Genomic DNA, 2543 nt, shown 5'->3' with positions numbered 1-2543 from the left:
GACAGACACACCACGGCCCGCGCCGCCACGGTTATGCCGCGCGGGCCACCCCCGCCAAGCCCGCCGAACAGCACGAACACCGCCACAGCCACCACGACCTCGGCATAACCGCAAGCTCGGCGTAATTCGAATTATGCCGACGTCGGCATAACTCCAAGGAGCGCCGCATCGATCCGCAGATCGTGGTCGGCCTGCTGGTCGACCGGACCGGTTTTCCGTTGGAGGTCAGCTGCTTTGAGGGCAGTACCGCTGAGACCACCACGATCGTTGAGGTCATCGACGCCTACCGCGGGCGCCATGACTTGACCGGGGTACCGATGGTGATCGCCGCCGATGCCGCCATGCTGTCGTGGACAAATCTGAAGGCTCTGGATGAGGCGGGGTGCTCGTTCATCGTTGGGTCACGTATGACCAAAGCCCCTGGGGATCTAGACAGTCATTTCCACTGGCACGGCAATGCGTTCGCTGATGGGCAGGTCATTGATACGGTCACCCCGCGGCGCGCCGGCACCGTGGTTAACAACACCAAGGTCAAGGCTGAACCGGTCTGGACCGCCGACTCTCATCCCAAGGCGTGGCGGGCGATCTGGCAATACCGCGCTGCCCGGGCCCGCCGTGATCAGAAGACCCTCGATGCGCAGGAAGCGCGTGCGAAAGCTGTTGTGGCCGGGGAGAAGAAGGCCAAGATCACCCGCTTCGTCACCGTCAAAGGTGACAGCGGCACCCTCGATGAGGCCAGTCTGAAGCGGGCCCGAGACCTAGTCGGGCTCAAAGGCTATGTCACCAATATCGACGCCGCCGCGATGGCAGCATCAGAGGTGATCGCCAAGTACCACGAGCTCTGGCATGTGGAGCGCTCGTTTCGGATGTCCAAGCACGACCTTGCGGCCCGGCCGATCTTCCACCACCTTCGTGAGTCGATCGAGGCACACCTGACCATCGTGTTCACCGCCTTGGCTGTCGCGCACGCCATCCAAGACAAGACCGGCATGGCGATCGCGAACGTGGTCAAACAGCTCCGCCCCCTGCGCAGCGCCACCATCGCCATCAACGGGACCAGCCAAACGTTCCCACCGGAAATCCCAGACGCCCAAGCCGAAATCCTGACCCACCTAGGTATCGCCAACAGGGCACTAAAAATGACCTAACTCAGGAGGCCGCCCAGTCACGCTGGCGGGCGGTCAACGCGCCCCATCTCGTGGCGCTCGTCCGCGCCGGCGCGAAGTTCGAGAACGGCAAACTCGTCGAACGGCCCGACGACGCTGCCGCCTGAGGGGGGCGATGCTCTCAGATCGCCCGCTACTTCGGAACGTTGCCGAGCCGTACCTCGACCGGAGCGAGCGGGTCGTCGTCGTGCGCGAGCGCGCGTCGGCCAAGTTCAGCGATCGCAAGCTCGTGCGCAAGCACGTAGCTGAAGAACGCTGCCCTGGAACTTCCCGCGAAGTGCTCGTCCAGCTTCCGGAAATGCGGCACGAACAGCTTCGTGACGATGACGAGCGAACGCATCTGCAGCTGGTGTGGCAGCACGGCTACAGCCGCACCGCTCGCCGCCCCGACAGTGTTCGCAAGCCATTCGGTGGTCGCGAAGCGGGCGGCGTCGTCGCCAAGATGCTCGTATACCGCGGCGAGAGTCTGATCCTCGAGTTCGTGCAACGCGGCCCACATGGTGCGATCTCGGGCGGTGCGCGCATGGCGTTCCGCGAACCCGGCTGCCCGAAAGCCCGCAACCTCGGACTCGACTAGGACGCGAACACTTCCCAGGACTGCAGGATCCAGCAGATCGTCCGCCATCCGGTCATCGCTCATGAGCCGACTCTACGACGAAACCCTGCGAACCTCAGACCTACCGCCCGCCGCGTGCATAGCTCCTCCAATAGCGGATGAAGGGTCGCAAATCCAATCCACAGTTCTTGACAATTGCTGGGCGGCGATTTGCCTGAGTCTCTGTGGGTTTCCACTATGCCGTGATGGCGGTCGGGACGGCAAGGGATTGGTCGTCGGAATCTGGCGTGGGCGCGTCGTTGCGGTACGCGTGCAGCGCGTCGAGGTTACGTCGGTCGAATGCGCACGACCAGACGTGGCGTGCCGATCCTGAACATCACACAGGAATGCAGAATACGAGGCAGAATCGAGCGATGAAGCCAGCCGGTGTACACCATGTCGCCATCTGCGTCGCCGATGCGCAGAAGGGTCTCGCCTTCTATCGCGACGTGCTCGGCATGACGCAGCTGCCGCGCCCCGATCTCGGCCGGGGGTACTGGCTCGACGCCGGCGGCCAGCAGGTGCACCTGATGGAGTCCGACACCCAGCCGCTCGGTGCGAACCACTTCGCGATCCGAGTCGATGACATCGATGCCGCCGTCACCGACCTGCAGGAGCAGGGCGTCGAGGTGCACCGGATCCCGTTCATCCCCGGCGCCGGGCACCAGGCCTTCCTGCACGATCCGTTCGGCAACTTGCTCGAGCTGAACCAGCCGGAATAGCTTGCGCACACCGGCGGAGAGCTCCGCCGACAGTTTCAGGACTTTTGGGCCCAACGCCGC

Annotated in this window: 2 protein-coding genes and 1 pseudogene; 2 read left to right on the top strand and 1 reads right to left on the bottom strand. The window is 64.0% G+C overall.

Going from position 1 to position 2543, the window contains the following annotated elements; all coding sequences use genetic code 11:
- Positions 1-152: 152 nt before the first annotated feature.
- Positions 153-1148, top strand: a pseudogene (locus tag ACLP9N_RS40360) (IS1634 family transposase); the annotation flags it as partial.
- 151 nt (positions 1149-1299) lie between these two features.
- Here ACLP9N_RS40360 and ACLP9N_RS40355 read toward each other — a convergent pair.
- Entirely contained in the window at positions 1300-1806 is a 507-nt protein-coding gene (locus ACLP9N_RS40355; RefSeq protein ID WP_442412640.1) for a hypothetical protein, read from the bottom strand.
- 161 nt (positions 1807-1967) lie between these two features.
- Between ACLP9N_RS40355 and ACLP9N_RS40350 the strand changes: the two genes are divergently transcribed.
- On the top strand, positions 1968-2483 hold the full coding sequence (locus ACLP9N_RS40350) for a VOC family protein (protein ID WP_442412641.1): 516 nt from the start codon (positions 1968-1970) through the stop codon (positions 2481-2483).
- Positions 2484-2543: the final 60 nt, after the last annotated feature.

Origin of the sequence: Mycobacterium sp. (assembly GCF_052144515.1) — a bacterium.
GTDB lineage: Bacteria > Actinomycetota > Actinomycetes > Mycobacteriales > Mycobacteriaceae > Mycobacterium.
This window is presented reverse-complemented; position numbering and strand designations above follow the sequence as displayed.

What these genes read in the sequence shown, in the direction of transcription:
- ACLP9N_RS40355 (WP_442412640.1), bottom strand. Translation starts at nt 1,806, where the DNA reads ATGAGCGATGACCGGATGGCGGACGATCTGCTGGATCCTGCAGTCCTG.
- ACLP9N_RS40350 (WP_442412641.1), top strand. Translation starts at nt 1,968, where the DNA reads ATGGCGGTCGGGACGGCAAGGGATTGGTCGTCGGAATCTGGCGTGGGC.